10 protein-coding genes are annotated in these 14,317 nt (G+C 67.4%); 4 read left to right on the top strand and 6 right to left on the bottom strand.

The window, feature by feature from the left end; translation table 11 throughout:
• Positions 1–9: 9 nt before the first annotated feature.
• Positions 10–1,731: a GH39 family glycosyl hydrolase gene (locus UAJ10_RS06775; protein WP_322914620.1), complete on the bottom strand. Its 1,722-nt coding sequence runs from the start codon at positions 1,729–1,731 to the stop codon at positions 10–12.
• A gap of 176 nt (positions 1,732–1,907) precedes the next feature.
• Between UAJ10_RS06775 and UAJ10_RS06770 the strand changes: the two genes are divergently transcribed.
• Both UAJ10_RS06770 and UAJ10_RS06765 read left to right on the top strand, forming a co-directional pair.
• Positions 1,908–4,052 (top strand): alpha-N-arabinofuranosidase, encoded by a 2,145-nt coding sequence (locus UAJ10_RS06770; protein WP_322914619.1) that lies wholly within the window; start codon positions 1,908–1,910, stop codon positions 4,050–4,052.
• 19 nt (positions 4,053–4,071) lie between these two features.
• Positions 4,072–5,142 (top strand): alpha/beta hydrolase, encoded by a 1,071-nt coding sequence (locus UAJ10_RS06765; protein WP_322914618.1) that lies wholly within the window; start codon positions 4,072–4,074, stop codon positions 5,140–5,142.
• A 64-nt stretch (positions 5,143–5,206) separates the two neighbouring features.
• Here the strand turns inward: UAJ10_RS06765 and UAJ10_RS06760 are convergent, their stop codons facing one another.
• Positions 5,207–5,716, bottom strand: coding sequence for a YciE/YciF ferroxidase family protein (locus UAJ10_RS06760; RefSeq protein WP_322914617.1), 510 nt, complete (start codon positions 5,714–5,716; stop codon positions 5,207–5,209).
• Positions 5,717–6,077: 361 nt separating this feature from the next.
• Here UAJ10_RS06760 and UAJ10_RS30000 point away from each other — a divergent pair, with 361 nt between their 5' ends.
• Positions 6,078–6,488: a con-10 family general stress protein gene (locus UAJ10_RS30000; protein ID WP_145611956.1), complete on the top strand. Its 411-nt coding sequence runs from the start codon at positions 6,078–6,080 to the stop codon at positions 6,486–6,488.
• 324 nt (positions 6,489–6,812) lie between these two features.
• Complete coding sequence (locus UAJ10_RS06750) at positions 6,813–8,708, top strand: hybrid sensor histidine kinase/response regulator (RefSeq protein WP_322914616.1); 1,896 nt, start codon at positions 6,813–6,815, stop codon at positions 8,706–8,708.
• Positions 8,709–8,716: 8 nt separating this feature from the next.
• On the opposite strand, the gene UAJ10_RS06745 is transcribed toward UAJ10_RS06750, so the two are convergent.
• The 4 genes from UAJ10_RS06745 to UAJ10_RS06730 form a co-directional block, all read right to left on the bottom strand.
• Positions 8,717–9,946: a DUF2252 family protein gene (locus UAJ10_RS06745; RefSeq protein ID WP_322914615.1), complete on the bottom strand. Its 1,230-nt coding sequence runs from the start codon at positions 9,944–9,946 to the stop codon at positions 8,717–8,719.
• A 106-nt stretch (positions 9,947–10,052) separates the two neighbouring features.
• A complete protein-coding gene (locus tag UAJ10_RS06740) occupies positions 10,053–10,379 on the bottom strand; it encodes a response regulator (protein ID WP_322914614.1) in 327 nt (108 codons plus the stop codon).
• Complete coding sequence (locus UAJ10_RS06735) at positions 10,367–12,523, bottom strand: ATP-binding protein (RefSeq protein ID WP_322914613.1); 2,157 nt, start codon at positions 12,521–12,523, stop codon at positions 10,367–10,369. Before UAJ10_RS06735 ends, UAJ10_RS06740 begins: the two co-directional genes overlap by 13 nt.
• Positions 12,520–13,872 (bottom strand): ATPase domain-containing protein, encoded by a 1,353-nt coding sequence (locus UAJ10_RS06730; protein ID WP_322915012.1) that lies wholly within the window; start codon positions 13,870–13,872, stop codon positions 12,520–12,522. Before UAJ10_RS06730 ends, UAJ10_RS06735 begins: the two co-directional genes overlap by 4 nt.
• Positions 13,873–14,317 lie beyond the last annotated feature (445 nt).

The raw sequence follows: 14,317 nt of genomic DNA, 5'->3' as shown, positions 1-14,317 counted from the left end.
GGGCCGCCGTTACCAATCCAGCGCCAGCAGCGAGACCGACTGGCGCGGCATATCCAGGGTGAGTGTCGCGGTCCCGCCCGAGGGCGCCAGCCAGCGTGGTGATTCCGCCAGCTGCAACCCGGCCTGACCCTTCAGATCCGCCAGTTGCGCCGGGGTCGGGTTCTGCGGCGAGCCCATGGCCTGCCAGGCGGTATAGGCGTTGGAGTGGTGGTCATCGATGCGATAGTGGCTCAGCCGCACCCGCACCGCCGCCTTGGGCAGGCCGGTAAGGGTCAGTGCCACGGGCGTGGGGTCGGCCGGCGTCGCCGCGTCGTGATAGTTCCACACCATCACGGCGGCGCCGCGCGCGTCGGCGGTGGCCAGGGCGTCGATGTCCGGTGCGTCACGCACGCCGTGGGCGATGATGTCCGCCGCATTCCGGATGGTGGCGCCGGTGGTGGCGACGCGCGTGCCGCGCAGCATCGCCGCCATCCGGAAGAAGTTCAGGATGGGCTTGTCGACGCCATTGGTCGACAGGTCGCGGAAGCCCTCGAAATAGGCCCGGCCCTCGAACTCGAACGACCAGCTCAGCATGGCGGCCAGGTTGACGCCGTGCCGGTCGGCCAGCTCGAACAGGCGCTTGTAGGCGGCGGCGGTATAGGCGGGATACAGCGCGCCGTTGCGATAGGCGTTGGCGGGGTTGACGCTCATGGAGCAGGCGGCGCAGCCTTCTGGGTCGGCCTCCGACAGGATGATGGGCAGGTGGCGGAATCGGGGATAGCGCGCCACCAGGCCGAAGCCCTTGTCCACGTCCGTCAGTTCTTGCGCCAGGCCCATGGTCACCTGCCCGTCCTGGAAGGTGGGCTGGCCCTTGGCGTGGAAGGAGATGAAGTCCAGCGGCGCCCGGGTGGCGGCGACATGGTCCAGGAAATCCTTCAGGAACTGGGCGCCGCTGGCCCCGCCGGGCCCGGTGGTGGCGGGACCACCCACCTTCGCCTGGGGCAGCACGTCGCGAACCGCGGCGACGGTGGTGTCGTACAGCTGGAAATACTGGGCGGGCGTGCCGTGCCAGTAGGGGATGTCCGGCTCGTTCCACACCTCGAAATACCAGCCGGTCACGGTTTCCCGGCCGTAGCGCTGGGCCAGGTGGGCCACCACCGTGCGGATCAGTGCCCGCCACTTGGCGTGATCCTTGGGCGGGCTGTGCACGGTGCCGCCGATGGCGGCGTCGGGATAGACGTCCTCATAGGTCCCGGCGCCGCTGGCCAGGGCCTTGGGCGTGAAGCCCAGTTCCACCATGGGCACCACGCCGGCGTCGCGGTAGGCGTCGAAAATCCCGTCCAGGATATGGAAATCGTAGACGGGATTGCCGGCCGCGTCCTCGGAATAGACGTTGGTCGAACTCCATTTCAGGGCCGCCACGCCGTCGCCGGAACTCAGCAGGTGATGGGTGCGGATGTGCACCGGCACCGGCGCCAGGTCGTGCAGTTCGGACAGCAGGGCCCGGCCGTCACGCATGGTGGTGTAGTTGGCCTCGTCATAGCCGAACCAGGCGTAGAGGGGATGAGTCGGGCCCACCGCATGGGCCAGGTCCACCGTGATGGTCACCGGCGTGGGAACGGGCTGGGCCAGTCCCGGCCGGGACGACAGGCTCAGCGCCAGCAAGCCGGCCGCCAAGGCGCGCACCCGCCGCTGCCGCCCGGCCGCCCGGCCCTTCCGGCCGTCCTCGCTCCGCCATCCACGCGCCGCCAACTGTTCCTCCCATTTTTTGTGGCGCCACCCTGACACATCTTGACTCCAAATCAAATACTCAGACAATTAAATCATGTTAGCGCTCACATTGCGCCGACAGGCACACCTCCCGCCGTCACGGACGGGGGGCAAAAACCGGGCGACCCGACAGGGAAGGGCCCACCTGGGAGGGGATAATGGCAGCCACGCACAGCCGCCTGGGGGCGGTCCTCGCGCTTTCGACACTATTGCTGGGCGGTACCGCGCACGCGGCGGCGGAATCCGCGACCACGCGCCCCTTCAGCGCGCGTCCCGTCACCGCGCGTATCGACGCGACGCGTGTCAACGCCGCCGTCACGCCCTATGCCTACGGCATGTTCATCGAGCCCATCGGCGGCCTCATGAACCGCGCGCTGTGGGCGGAATTGCTCGACGACCGCAAATTCTACTTCCCCGTCGTCGCCGAGGGGAAGGACCCGCCGCAGCCGCTGTCGGTGGAGGGCAAGCCGGCGCTGGTCAATCGCAAATGGCGCCCTATCGGGGATGAGGCGGCGGTGACCATGGACCGGGCCCAACCCTATGTCGGCGCGCAAAGCGTGCGCGTGGCGGTGGACGCGGCCGCACCGCATGGCTTCGGCCAGGGCGGGTTGGGGGTGGCGCGCGGGCGCGATTATGTCGGACATATCGTGGCCAACGGGACCCCGGGCACGGTGCTGACGGTGGCGCTGGTTTGGGGGCCGGGTGCCGGGGACCGCCAGACGATCACCCTGCCGCCGCTGACGGCGGACTGGCAGAGCCTGGATTTCGCCTTCAAGCCGGGGGCCGACACGGCGGACGCCCGGTTCGAGGTGACGGGCACGGGCGCGGGCTTCTTCCGCGTGGGCGCCGTCACCCTCATGCCGGCGGACAATGTGGACGGCTGGCGGGCCGATAGCATCGCCGTGCTGAAGTCGCTGCACTCCGGCTTCTGGCGCCTGCCGGGCGGCAACTTCCTGTCGAACTGGGATTGGCATCAGGCCCTGGGCCCGCGTGACCGGCGGCCCCCCGTCTACGACTACGCCTGGAGCGCCATGCAGCCCAACGACTTGGGCATGGACGAGTACATGGCGCTGACCCGCCTGCTGGGGGTGGACCCCTATGTGACGGTCAACGCCGGACTGGGCGACGCCCATTCGGCGGCGGAGGAGGTGGAGTACCTGAACGGCCCGGCGACCAGCGAATGGGGTGCCAAGCGCGCCGCCAACGGCCATCCCGAGCCCTACGGCGTGCGCTACTGGAACATCGGGAACGAGCCGTACGGCTGGTGGCAGATCGGCCGCACCTCGCTGGACTACTTCATGATCAAGCATCGTGAGTTCGCCGCCGCGATGCGGTCGGTGGATCCGACCATCACCCTGATCGGATCCGGCGCCATGCCGGACCAGATGCACCCCCGCGACGCCAAGGAGAACGCCAGTCTGGAGAGCATCCAGGCCAAGTTCGGGACCGAGAACGACTGGACCGGCGGGTTGCTGGCCAAGGCCTGGGGCGACTTCGACGGCCTGAGCGAGCACTGGTACGACACGGTGGAGAAGCGCCCCGACGCCCCGCCGGCGGACGAGCTGATGGAATTCGCCCGCGCCCCCGCCAACCAGGTGCGCATGAAGGCGGAGGAGTGGGCCATCTACCAGCGGCGCTTCCCGGCGATGACGCAGAAGCCCATTTTCCTGTCGATCGACGAGTACGCCTACATCGGGGCGGGGAACAAGCCCACCCTGAAGCTGGCGCTGGCCTATTCGATGGTGTTGCAGGAGATGCTGCGCCACTCGGACTTCATCCGCATGAGCGCCTTCACCTTCGGCATCTCCACCCTGGACGTGACGCCGGCGGGGGCCACCCTGAACGCGACGGGCCAGGTCTTCAAATTGTATGGGGAGCGGTTCGGCGCCGGTGTCATCCCCGTGGCGGTGACGGGCGACGCGCCGCAGCCGGACCCTAAGTTCGCGGTGGGCTACGATCATCCCCAGGTGAAGTCCGGCAGCCCGACCTATCCGCTGGACATCGTCGCCGGTCTCAGTCCGGATCGGCGCGTGTTACGGGTCGCCGTGGTCAACGCCACCTTCCAGCCGCGGCCCTTGTCGCTGGCGGTCCAGGGGGCGCAGGCGGACGGGGCCGGCCGGGTCTGGCGCCTGAGCGGGCCGGACCTGGACGCGCAGAACAAGGTGGGCGCCACCCCCCAGGTGACGATCATCGAGGCGCCGGCCCCGTCTTTGCGCGGGCCCCTGAGCGTGCCGGCGCTTTCCACCTTGATCTACGAATTCCCCGTCCGCATGAGCGGCCCCGCCCGGGTCGCCGGCCAATGATATCCGCAGGGAGGAACGAATGAGAAAAGCGGCCTATTGCCTGGCCATGGTGTTGGCGGTGGGGGTGGGCGTCGGCACCGCCCGCGCCCAGGTGACGACGGAGGCGCCGGCCCCCGTGCCCGGCGCCCGCGCGGTGACGGTGGAGCACATCACCGTGCACGCCCCCACGCTGGAAGGAAACCTGGAGGGCGACGCCGTGGACCGTGATGTCTACGTGCTGCTGCCGCCCGGCTACGCCGCCAACCCGAAGAAGCGCTATCCCGTGGTCTACGCCCTGCACGGCTATTCCATCGGTGCCGCCCAGTGGATGGCGGAAATCCACGTGCCCCAGACGGTGGAGGGCGCCTACGCCCAGGGCGCGCGGGAGATGATCGTCGTCTTGCCGGACAGCAAGACGGTCCACAATGGCTCCATGTATTCCAGTTCGGTGACCACGGGCGATTTCGAGACCTTCATCTCCCGCGACCTGGTCGCCTATATCGACGGGCACTACCGCACCATCGCGAAGCGGGAGAGCCGGGGCCTGGCCGGGCACTCCATGGGCGGCTACGGCACCTCCCGCATCGGCATGAGGCATGCCGACATCTTCGGCGCGCTCTACATGCTCAGCCCCTGCTGCCTGTCGCCACGGGCCCTGGGGCCCATCGATCCCAAGACGTGGGAGACGCTGGAGGCGGTGAAGGCGCCGGCGGACTCGGGCACATTGCCGTTCATGGCGCGGGCGCAGCTGGCGACCGCCGCCGCCTGGTCGCCCAACCCGCAGAACCCGCCGCTGTACCTGGACCTGCCCGTGAAGGACGGGCAGCCGCGGCCGGAGGTGCTGGCCAAATGGGCGGCCAACGCCCCGCTGGCCTTCATGGACCAGTACGTCGGGGCATTGCGCCGCTACCGGGCCATCGCCATCGACGTGGGCGACCAGGACGGCCTCAAGGTGGACGCCGGCAAGCTGCATGAGGCGCTGGACAGCTACCGCATCGCCAACAGCTTTGAGATTTATCCGGGCACCCACACCAGCCATGTGGCGTTCCGCATCCAGGAACAGGTCATCCCCTTCTTCAGCCGCACCCTGGATTTCGGCGAGACGCCCTGATGGACCGGCGGGTCCCGGCCATAATCGGCCGGGACCCGTCCCCGTTTGCGTTGCTCGGGCGGCGTCAGGCCGCGCGGACCTGTTCCGCCGCCGTGTCGTTCACGGTGCGGGACGCCTGGTTCAGGATCTGGTCGGCATTCTTTTCCTCCTCCAGCGTCTCGGCCAGGATGTCGGCGGCCTCGTCGTAGCCCAGCGCCATGGCCCAGGCGATGGCGGAGCCATAGCTGGCGATCTCATAATGCTCCACCTTCTGGGCAGCGGCGATGATGGCGCTGTCCAACGCCTCGGGTGACAGCCCCAGGTCCAGCAGCTCGTTCGCTTCCGACAGCATGCCCTCCATGGCCTCGCATTTCTTGCCGCGGCTGCGGCTGCTGGTGTCCAGCGTCTCGAACACCTTGTCCAGTCGTTCCACCTGGCCCCGGGTTTCCTCCAGGTGGGTTTCCAGCGCCTGCCTCAAATCGTCAGCCGACGCCGCCTTGGCCAGCTTTGGCAGGGCGCGGACGATCTGGCGTTCCGCGCTGTAGATGTCTCGCAGTTCCTCGATGAACATGGTTTGCAGGGTCTTTTGCGCCATGGCTTGCTCTCCGATCTGATCGGGCGGTCCGGTATGGTCCCACCCCAGGGCCTTGCTGGCGGAGAAGCGCCGACGCCGGTTTCCGTTCCACGCGGAATGAAATGTTCATCAATGTTTCCAGGATGAAATGCCGGCGTACGCGGGGACGCTCGGTTGGGTGCAAATGTAACAATATGAAAATTCGATATTTAAGCGCAGCTTTGACTTATCTATATTTCAAAATTTGGCCAATATTTAACAAAATCCGGAACCGATGGAAGCTTCCGGTCTTTATATGGCACACCGTCAGAAAGATAAGACATCCGGGCCGGGCTCGCCGGTTCCGGAGACGACGGTACTTCCCCAGAATGGAGAGGACGTCATGAGTAAGGACAATGGCACTTCGAACCGCGGCTTCGCCTCGATGGACGAGGACAAGCAGCGCGATATCGCCAGCAAGGGCGGCTCCAGCGTGCCCGACGAGAAGCGCAGCTTCTCCCAGGATCATGAGTTGGCGGCCGAAGCCGGCCGGAAGGGTGGCGCCAGCGTTCCGGATGAGAAGCGCAGTTTCTCGCAGGATCGCGAACTGGCCGCCGAAGCGGGCCGCAAGGGTGGTGAGGCCTCCGGTGGCAACTTCGCCCACGACCGCGAGCGGGCTGCCGAGGCCGGCCGCAAGGGGGGCGAGGCTTCCGGCGGCGGTAACCGGGGCGGTGGCGGCAACTTCGCCAACAATCCGGAACGCGCGTCGGAGGCGGGACGCAAGGGCGGCGAAGCGTCCCATGGGCACCGCTAGGGCGGACGCGGGATCGCTTTGATACGCTGGTAACTCCCATGGGTTGAAGGCGGCGGCCGTCCTAGCCAGACACCACCGCCGCTTTCGAAAGCCGGCCGCCTTCGCTTCCTCCAGGCGGCCGGCAGGTTCCGGCCACGTCGGCGGCGTGGCCGGAACCCATTTGCGTATAGGCGCCAAAGACTTGAAGAAGTTCAATTATTCCCTATTACGACCAAATAAATATCCCGCTTTCATTAATGGAATTTTTGGTCCTAGCCATGATCTAAATGGTGACTGGACAAGACATCGGGGGTCCTGTTTCGCGACCACCGCATGATTGAGGGCATGCCGTTGGATACGGAAATCGCGACCGGCGACGCGCAAGGGGGCGACAGCCGGCGGTTCCAGCGTCTCGTGGACGCCATCGACGACTACGCGATCTACATGCTGGACGCGGCCGGCGTGGTCAGCAGCTGGAACCCTGGCGCCCGGCGCTTCAAGGGCTACGAGGCCGGGGAGATCCTGGGCCAGCACTTTTCCCGCTTCTACACCCAGGAAGACCGCGACGCGGGCGTGCCCCAGCGGGCGCTGGCCATCGCCGAGACCGAAGGCCGGTTCGAGGCCGAGGGCTGGCGGGTGCGCAAGGACGGGACGCGGTTCTGGGCCAGCGTCGTCATCGATCCCGTCCGGGACGAGGCCGGCACCCTGATCGGCTACGCCAAGGTCACCCGGGACATCACCGAGCGGCGGGAGGCCCAGCAGGCCCTGCGGGAGAGCGAGGCGCGCTTCCGCCTGCTGGTCCAGGGCGTCACCGACTACGCGATCTACATGCTGGACCCCACCGGCCACGTGACCAACTGGAACGCCGGCGCCGAGCGGATCAAGGGGTACCGGAGCGAAGAGATCATCGGCGAACACTTCTCGCGATTTTACACCGAGGAGGATTTGGCCGCCGGGCTGCCCGCCCGCGCCCTGGCCACCGCGGAGGCGGAGGGGCGTTATGAGAAGGAGGGATGGCGCGTCCGCAAGGACGGCAGCCGCTTCTGGGCGCACGTTATCATCGATGCCATCCGGGACGACACGGGCAAGCTGGTGGGCTTCGCCAAGATCACCCGCGACAACACCGAGCGCCGGGAACTGGAGGAACGGCTGCGCCATGCCCAGAAGATGGAGGCCATCGGCCAGCTGACGGGCGGCATGGCCCATGATTTCAACAACCTGCTGCAGGCCATCTCAAGCTGCCTGCAGATGATCGGCCGCAGCGAGGACAGAAGCCGCAACGCGCGCCTGGTCGAGGCCGGGATGCAGGCGGTGGACCGGGGCACCAAGCTGATACAGCAATTGATGACCTTCTCGCGCCAGCGCCAGATGGATGTGGAGTCGGTGGACCTGCGGGACGCCTTGCTCAGCTGCATCGGCCTGATCAAACAGGTGGTCCGCAGCGATATCGAGGTGACGCTGGAGCTGTCCGGCGGCATCTGGCCAGTGCAGACCGACCCCGTCCAGCTGGAGGTGGCGCTTCTGAACCTGGCGGCCAATGCCCGCGACGCCATGCCGGCGGGCGGGAAGCTGGTGCTGGGCGCCGAAAACATCAGCGGGTGGCAGGGACAAACCGACGCGGTACGGGTCTACCTGTCCGACACGGGCAGCGGCATGCGGCCCGAGGTGGTGGCGCGCGCCTTTGATCCCTTCTTCACCACCAAGGCGAAGGGCAAGGGAACGGGGCTGGGCCTGTCCCAGGTTTACGGTTTCGCCCACCAGTCGGGCGGTGCCGCCTGGATCGACAGCGCCGTGGGCGCCGGGACGACCGTGTCCCTGGTATTGCCCCGGGCGGCGGACGCTCCCAAGGCGCCCCTGGTATCATCCCCGGCTGCCGCCCCGCGTGGCACCGCCCGCATCCTGGTGGCGGAGGATGATCCCATCCTGGCGCCGATCATCGGATCGGCGCTGGAAGATCTCGGCTACGACGTGACCCATGTCGCCAACGGCCAGGACGCGCTGGATCTCATCCTCGCAGGCCGGGACTTCGATCTGCTGTTCAGCGATATCGTCATGCCGGGGGCCATGAACGGGCTGGACCTGGCGCGGGAGGTCAAGCGCGTGCGGGCCGACCTGCCTGTGATCCTGTCCACCGGCTATAGCGAGGAACCCGCCGCACAGCGGGGCTACCAAGTGCTGGCCAAGCCATATCGTATCGAGGAACTGGCCTTGGCCATCGGCAACGCGCTTGAGGCCGCCTGACGCGGCCCCTATCCCGCGCGTTTCAGCTCACCGGCCGCCGCGTCGTCGGCGCGGGGGCGCGGCAGGGCGTGCAGCCGGCAGTGTTCCAGATAGGCGCGTTCATGGATGCCGAGCAGGTCGACCACGCTGGCCCACAGCCAACTGGGCGCCCCCAGCCTGGCGGAGCGGGCGCGGGCCAAGTCCTTCATCCAGGCGGATCGCTCTTGCGGCTCCATCTGCCGGGCGTGGGCGGTGCCCACGACCCCGCCGAGGTAGGCGGCCAGGGGCTTGGCCTTGGCGGGTGTCAGTCGGTCTACCTCCAGCTTCAGGTCCTGCGGCATCAGTTCGCGCAGCACCATGGCCTTGTCCAATAGGCGCGTGGCCACCATGCGACGGCCCAGCTTGGGCGACAGGGCGCGGGCGCCGGTCACGACCCGGATGGCGTTGTCCCGGGGCATGCTCGCCTCCGGCGACCGGGGGGCCGCCGCCGTCACCCCCTCCTTAAGGTCGATCAGGCAGAAGGAGGCGCCCTTGCCATCGCCGACCTGCACCATGGCGGCGAAGCGCAGACGCCCCAGGGAGCTGCAGCCTTTCCGCCAATAGGCGGCGTCCACCAGGCGAACCATGTCACCACGGTCGCGGGATTGCAGGCCGGTGACCAGGTCGCGGACCGCCTCTTCCTGGAACAGGGCGTGCAGCGCGGCGCGTTCGGCCTCGGTCAGGGCCCAGAACCGCTTGCCCAGCGGCATCTCGGGCTTGACCGTTGCGAATCGTTCCCATGCCAGGTGGCGCCACCGCCGGCGGATGGACCGGTCCAGCAGATTGCGGATGCTGGCGGGCCTCAGGGCCTTTTCACCGTCATCATCGAAGTCGCCCGCCAAGGCCAGCTCATAGCCGGCCACCAGGTTTTCCAGGATGTGGGCGGTGACGACGCCCGGCAGGTCGGCGCCGCGCGCGACCGAGGCCAAGGACAGTCCCAGCCGGATCAGGTCGTGGGCGGGGTTGCCGATGACCGTCTGGTCCAGGTCGCGGATCTGGATCGCCACCCGCTCCTTATAGTCCGCCACCGGCCCCAGGTTGCCCACATGGCAGTCCCCGCATATCCAGACCGGCGGCCCCTGGGGCAAATCGCCCGGCCCGGACTCCAGCCATTCGTAAAACTTCACGGTACTGCCCCGGACGTAGGCATGGGCGGACTTGGCCATCTTCACGTTGCGGATCCGCCGCAACCGCTCCGCCCTATCCTCAGGTCTGGTCATGCGGTGTCGCTTCCCCATCTGTTGATGGGCCGGGCGCCCCGAAAGCGCGCGGTCCCCTTCCTGGGTTCAACCGGATTTCGGGCGCGCCGGTTCCAGGGACGCCGCCTTATCGCGTCATGATCTTGCCGAGGCGCTGGGCCAGGACGTCCATGGGGAACGGCTTGGTGATCAACTCCATGTCCTGCGTCAGGAAATCGTGCGCCGGCAGGGCGTTTTCGGCGTAGCCGGTCATGAACAGGACCTTCAGGCCGGGCCGCTTGGGACGGGCGGCGTCGGCGATCTGCCGGCCATTGAGGCCCGGAAGCCCGACATCGGTGATCAGCAGGTCGACCTGCTGGTCCGATTGCAGGACGGCCAGGCCGGATGGCCCGTCCTCCGCCTCCAGCACCCGATAGCCCAGGTCGCCCAGCAGCTCGACGATCAGCTTGCGCACCACCGCCTCGTCCTCGACGACCAGGACGACCTCGTCCGAGCGCGCGCGATGGTCTTCCGGCGCCGTCGCCAGGTTCGCCTCCGGCGCTTCCTCCGCCCACCGTGGTGCGGAAGGTAAAGCTTGACCGTCGTGCCTTTGCCCAGGTCGCTCTCGATCCGGGCGTACCCTTCGGACTGGCGCATGAAGCCGTAGATCATGGACAGGCCCAGCCCCGTCCCTTGGCCCAGCGGCTTGGTGGTGAAGAAGGGATCGAAGGCCCGGCGGATCGTTTCGGGGGACATGCCCATGCCGGTGTCGGTCACGAAAATGCAGACATAGCACCCCGGCCGCACCTCGCCCGCGCCCGCCGCTTGCGCACCGTCCACCTGCACGTTGCGCGTCCCGATCAAAAGCTTGCCGCCATCCGGCATGGCGTCGCGCGCGTTGAGGCACAGGTTCAGGATGGCGTTCTCAAGCTGGTTGGGGTCGCACAGCGTCGGCCACAGGCCGTCCGCCGGCATGAGTTCCAGGTCGATACGCTCCCCCAGGCTGCGGCGCAGCAGTTCCACCATGGAGGCGACGAGGCTGTTGGCGTCGACCGGCGTCGGCTTCAACGGCTGGCGGCGGGAGAAGGCCAGAAGGCGGTGCGTCAGGGCGCCCGCGCGGTTGGCGGAGGCCATGGCCGCGGCGGTGAAGCGCTCCACATCGCTGGTCCGGCCCTGCGTGAGCCGGCGGTTGACCAGGTCCAGTGAGCCGGTGATGCCCTGGAGAAGATTGTTGAAGTCATGCGCGATGCCGCCGGTGAGTTGGCCCACGGCCTCCATCTTCTGCGACTGCCGCAGTTGTTCCTCGATTTCACGCTGGGCCGTGATGTCGCGCCCGACGGTATAGAGCAGCCCTTCGTCGGGGGACGCGGTCCAGGCGATCCTGCGGAAGCTTCCATCCTGCGCGCGCAGCCGCCCCTCGAAGTTCGATATCGGGTCCCCGCGTTTCAGCCGCCTCATCTGGTGCTTGATGCCACCGGCGTCCTCGGGGTGGACCAGGTCGAACAGGTTGGTGACCCGCAGGTGCTCTTCCGGCCATCCCAGCGCGGCCGTCCAGGCATGGTTCACGGCCAGCAGCGCGCCCTCGGCATCCAGGACGGCCATCAGGTCGGTCGACAGCCGCCACATGCGGTCGCGCTCGCGCGTGCGCTCCTCGACCCGCGCTTCCAGGGTCGCGTTGGCGTCTTGCACGTCCTGGAACAGGCGGGCGTTGTCCATGGCGACGCCCGCCAAGGCGGCCAAGCCGCTTGCCATCAATGCCGACCGTTCGTCGAAAACACCCGCTTCCGGATGGCCGAAGAACAGCCCGCCAAGCCTGTCGCCCGAGCGTGAGAGGACGGGCACGGCCAGGTAGCTGGCCATCCGGGGCATGTCATGCTCCGGACCACTCCCGCCCTGCGCCGGATCCTGGGCGATGTCGTCGCTCCGGATGAGATCCAGTGGCATAGGAAACGCGGCGAAGATGTCCGTCCGCGCGCCGGACCAGGCATAGGGCTGCCGAGATTCCCCGGCCTCACCGGTGGTGGCGTGGAAGGCGCCATAGGCGGCGCCGGTCAATTCCACGCCGGCCTCGACGACGCGTTGCCCCACCGCCCGCAGGTCCAGGCCGGCCGCGATGCGCATGGCGGTCTGGTTCAGCAGTTCCAGCATATGGGTCTGGCGGGCCAGCAGGTCGCGGTTTTCCCCCAACTCCTCGATGCGGTCGCGGGCCTCATACTGCCGCCGGCGACCCCGGGCGGCGGACCGGATCACACTGACCAGCGAGGTCGCTCGGAACGGCCGCTCCATGAAGGTGACGTTGCCCAATCCGTCCGCCAGGACCTGGGCCGCGGGCCCAATGGCGGGGCCGGAGCGCAAGGTCAGCACGATGAAGGGCAGGTCGGACCAGGACGGCTGCTCCGCCACCCAGCGGAACAGCGGGTCGGGGTCGGCCTTCAGCAACGCCTCCCCGGTCACCAGGACCACGCCGGCCCCGACGAGGATTTGCTGATACAACTCGCCCAGGTCGGCGCAGATGAATGTTGGAAGGCCCGCGTCGCCCAGGATGCCGGCCGCGATTTTCGCGTCGCGCCCCGTTGGCGTCAGGATAAGGGTGCGAAGGGATTGCGGGCCGGGGATCACGCTGGGTTTCCGTCAAACAGGGCGGTAGATGCGCCGGTGTAGAGCGGTGTTCCCCGCAGCACGCCCTGGAGGCTGCGCAGCGGCTCGCCCAATTGCAGGCCGCCTTCCGTGATGCGGAATTCGCGTATGGTGCTTTCGTGCCTGCCGGTTCGTTTCTTCACGATGGATATCGCCCTGCGGATATCGCCATCGGCCTCGAAATAGCGCAGCAGGACCACGGTATCGGCCAGGTAGGTGATGTCGACGGGGCTCTCCATGGAACCGAACAGGCCGTGCTGGGCCACCGTCACGAAGGTCGTCACCCCCTGGCGGTTGAGGTAGAGCAGGATTTCATGAAGGTGCAGGACCAGGGCCCGCTCCTCCGGCATGGCCGCCTCATAGCCGGTCAGGCTGTCGATGACGACGGTCTTGATTCCCCGTTCATCGACGGCGGCGCGGACCCGGTGCGAGAATTCCCCGGGTGACAGTTCGGCCGCGTCCACCTGCTCCACGAAGACGTCGCCCCGTTTGCGCAGCGTCTCCAGATCGATGCCGAAGGCCTTCATCCGTTTGAAGAGAAGCCCGATCTCCTCATCGAACGCGAAGATTGCCGCCTTTTCGCCGCGCGCGATGGCGGCGGCGACGAAGGTCATGGCCAGCAGCGACTTGCCGGTTCCCGCCGGGCCGATGAGCAGCGTGCTGGATCCGGCCTCCACCCCGCCGCCCAGCAGCTGGTCCAGGGCGGCGTTGCCGCTCCTCAACTCCTCCCGGGCGAACCGTGTCTTATGCTCGATGGCGACCAGGCGGGGAAAGACGCTGACCCCCTTGTCAGTGATGATGAAGTCGTGGAAGCCGCCCCTGAACGCCGTACCCCGGTATTTGAACACCCTCAGCCGTCGGCGTTCGGCCCCATAGGCGGGGGCCAGCTGTTCCAGGCGGATGACGCCGTGGGCGACGCTGTGGACCGTCCTGTCCCAGGTGTCTGTGGTCAGATCGTCCAGCATCAGGACCGTCGCGCCCAGGCTGGCGAAGTAATGCTTCAACGTCAGTACCTGACGGCGATACCGCAGGGAGCTTTGGGCCAGTAGGCGCAGTTCCGACAGGCTGTCCAAAACGATGCGGTCGGGGTTGACGCGCGCCACCTCCTGCACCAGGCGTTCCATGCTCTCGCCCAGCTCCAGTTCCGAGGCATGGATCAGGGTCTGACGTTGATCGGCGTCCAGCAGCGCTTCGGGCGGCACCAGTTCCAATATCCGTATGCTGGGCGGCAAGGTCCATCCCCGTGACGCGGCGCCCTCGCGCAGTTCGGCCTCCGTTTCGGACATGGTGACGTAGAGGGTGCGTTCCCCCTCGGACGCACCTTGAAGCAGGAACTGCAGGGCGATGGTCGTCTTTCCCGACCCAGGCTCCCTTCCAGCAGGAACGCGTGACGGCGCGACAGCCCGCCGGCCAGAACATCATCCAAGCCGGGTATACCGGTTGCGGCCCTAGGCGACAGGGGCTTCGTTTCAACCAAGGTGGCCCTCGTTCCGAATTACAGGTTGTGGACACTCCCCCCGGCTGAAGGCTTCCAGCCCGGGAAGCCCTCGGTGGTTCCGGCGAAGCCGGCCTTAACTTAAGCACGGTGATAACCAGAAGGCGTGCCAGGAGCGGGATGGTAAAAACAAACGCTGGGGAGGAATGGTCCGGGAAGTTCCCGATCGGCGGAAAGAAAAACATCGAAATCCGCGGTGAGGAATCGGCCATAGGGACATAAGCCGGAATATGCGGAACGCGCCCCGCTGAAATTCCTCGGGAATACCCCCGATGGCCGGA

Source organism: Nitrospirillum guaranorum, assembly GCF_034653275.1.
Lineage (GTDB): Bacteria > Pseudomonadota > Alphaproteobacteria > Azospirillales > Azospirillaceae > Nitrospirillum.
Note: the sequence above shows the minus strand (reverse complement) of the source record. Positions and strands in the feature narration are given on the sequence as shown.